This is a genomic window from Rubrimonas sp. (assembly GCF_036788415.1).
Lineage (GTDB): Bacteria > Pseudomonadota > Alphaproteobacteria > Rhodobacterales > Rhodobacteraceae > Rubrimonas.
This window is the reverse complement of record NZ_DAIQNN010000208.1, coordinates 1-2,689: the sequence shown is the minus strand read 5'-3', so window position 1 is coordinate 2,689 and position 2,689 is coordinate 1. Positions and strand designations below refer to the sequence as shown.

The window sequence follows — 2,689 nt, the reverse complement described above, 5'->3', positions numbered from 1 at the left end:
GCGCGAGATCGGCGCCTTCGGCGGGCTCGGTCAGCTTCCACCAGACATGGAGCTTTGTCGCGCCATCGGCTGTGCGTCCGCCACTCTCGACGATCAGCGTCGGTCGCCCGAGGTGGTGGACGAGGTGATCGAGCTTGGCAGCGATGTCGCCCGCGTCCAGATCGACGACGACGCTCTGCATCTGCAGGACATCTGCGGCACGCGCCTGTCCGGTTTCCGCCACCGTGCCGGGAATGACATAGACCGCCGCTCCCTCGCGCGCGCCCCAGGCGGCGAAGGTGGCGAGCTTGTCGGGCGCCGCGCCGTTCGCGTCGATCCAGATGTTGTGGGGCCGGCCGTCCTTGCCCTGACCCTTGTCCACGAAGCCACGGACAGGGATCAGTCCCTCGGAATAGCCGAAGACCACGTCGACGAAGCGCGCGATCTGCGCGGGATCCGGTTCCACGGCGAAGGGATCGGGCAGCGGTGCCGCGTCGTTGAAATCCCGCCATGGATTGAAGTGGATGATCTTGTCGTCGCTCATACGGCCAACCCCCAGCACCGCTCGGCATGGGCGCAGAACCGGCATTCGAAGAAGTCGCGGCTGGCGGCGATGCGGGGCAGCAGCTCGCCGGCGTCGGTGGCTTGCAGAATCCGCACCGCGCGGTCGGACATGCGCTGCGCGAGGTCGGCATCGAAGGCGACCTGCTCGTGGTGCAGCTCGGCGGTGTCCTTGTTGATCGCGGTGAAGAGTGCGGGGGCCGTGGAAATCCCCGGCACCGAGGGCTCCATGTAGGCCTGGTAGATCGCGATCTGTGCGGCATAGACGGGCTTGGAGACGGCGACCCCGTCCTTGACGCAGGCCCGCCAGTTCTTCGCGTTCATCGTCTTGCACTCCCAGAGCGCCGGGGTGCGAAGACCGAGCGCGGCCGGGGCGCCGGCGATGATCCCGTCGACATGGCCGCGGATGCGACCGCCCGCGACGGAAAAACCGAACTGCTCCCCATCGGGCCGGTTTCCCTTGCGGGTGTAGAGGTCGAGCCCCGCCGCCCGCAGCCAGCGGATCGCCAGATCCTCGAGCTGATGACCGATCGCGAAGATGCGCAGGGTCTGGCCGCCGAAATCCGCGCCCTCATCCTTGGGCGCGCCCGCGAACTCGAACTGCAGCGCACGTTCGCAGGCATGCCCCAGACGGGACGCGCCGAGATAGGTTCGGGGCGGCGTGGCGTCCCGCTCGGCGATCAGCGCGGCGTCGACCAGCGCGTTGATCCGCTCGGCCATGGAGGGGCGCGGGTTGAAATCCAGCATCAGAAGGGGATCTCCGCCTCGGCGGCGATCTCTGCCATCTCGGCGCGGAACGCCTCGACGGTCACGACAATCAGCCGGCGCATGTCGTTCTGGGTCAGCTGGCCCAAGGGGCGGTCCCAGCCGATCCGCTCCATCTCGGGCGCAAGCGCGCGCATCACGGCGGGCAGCGCCATGGTTTCCTCTTCGGTGAAATCGACCATGCTTAATCCTCTCTTCGCTTTGCGGGTGAAGGCCGCCTGGCAGCCCATGGAGCAGAACCAGCGGCGGGTGCGGGTTGGGCGCGGTCGGTGCGGATCGAACCAGCCGAAGCCGCGCGCGCGGAATGTGCAGACGGCGCAGAGCACCGGCCGCGGATGCCAGAGGCGATCACGGCCCGGTCGATCCGCAGCCGCTGCGGACGGGGGTGCGATTTGCGCGACATGGCTCACGCGGCCCTCCCGATGTCCGGGCTGGCGCGGCCCACAAGTTGGCGAATCTCGCGCTTGTTGAAGCCGAAGGTCATCAGAGCGGAGGCGCGGTACCGCGTCAGGCCGAAGTCATGGCGGCATTCGGGTGGCAGGTACTGCAGCTGCTTTTCGGTGGCGGCCTGTGTCAGCCATCCCTTCGACTTGAATGCGCTCTCATCGGTCTCGTGGGTGTTCAGCCAGTCATCCGCCTGCGCCAGGCAGACCGGGCGTTCGCCCACCCCCAGCAAACGCGGCGTCTGGCCCTTGCCGCCGCCAACAGCGTGCCAGCGACCATCGAGGAAAAAGATGCCGCCCCAGGCACTGAACCCGTTGGCCATCAGCGCCGCATCGTCGCCAAAGAGATCGACCCACGCGAAACTGGACCGCTTCAGCAGGTCGATTTCCGTCATCATGAAGCCCGACAGCGGCGCGGCGGCCCCGCCTTCACCGGCCTCTTCGTCCTCCCGCGGGAACGCCTCGCCGCAGAGCGGGCATTCGGTGGCGGCTAGCGGAATGTCGGCGCCGCAGCCGGGGCAGGATTTCGTCAGGGCTTCACCAGCCTCGGTCTTGCCGTCGAGATCGACATCCTGTTCCAGCGTGCCGTGGATCAGGCTCGAGGTGCCGAAATCCAGCACGACGCAGTCGGTCTTGACGATGCCGGGATGTTCCTCGGGATCGACGGTGCGCAGCCCGCGCCCGACCATCTGGATCATGGTGGACTTGTAGGAACTGGGCCGCAGCAGCACGACGCAGGAGGTGGGCGGATGGTCCCAGCCCTCCGTCAGCACCGCCACGTTGACGATGACGCGGATGTCGCCCGCCGCGTAGTCGGCGAGTATCGCCTTGCGCGTCTCGGCCGCCAGATCGCCGTGGATCAGCGCGGCGGAAACGCCCGCCGCCTTGAACGCCTCGGTGACGTGTTCGGCATGGGCCACGGTGGAGCAAAACACCACGGT

General features: G+C 67.8%; 3 protein-coding genes and 1 pseudogene. All 4 read right to left on the bottom strand.

The genetic code is table 11. The features are described from left to right. Positions 1–523 (bottom strand): annotated as a pseudogene (locus V7Q31_RS18605) (AAA family ATPase); the annotation flags it as partial. Then, a complete protein-coding gene (locus tag V7Q31_RS18600) occupies positions 520–1,287 on the bottom strand; it encodes a hypothetical protein (RefSeq protein ID WP_442976758.1) in 768 nt (255 codons plus the stop codon). The gene V7Q31_RS18600 and the pseudogene V7Q31_RS18605, both read right to left, overlap by 4 nt. Continuing rightward, positions 1,287–1,715 carry a DUF6511 domain-containing protein gene (locus V7Q31_RS18595; RefSeq protein WP_333835329.1) on the bottom strand — a complete coding sequence of 143 codons (429 nt, stop codon included), beginning with the start codon at positions 1,713–1,715 and terminating at the stop codon, positions 1,287–1,289. Before V7Q31_RS18595 ends, V7Q31_RS18600 begins: the two co-directional genes overlap by 1 nt. Then, on the bottom strand, positions 1,712–2,689 hold a 978-nt coding region (locus V7Q31_RS18590; protein ID WP_333835328.1), incomplete at its 5' end, for a DEAD/DEAH box helicase. The genes V7Q31_RS18590 and V7Q31_RS18595, both read right to left, overlap by 4 nt.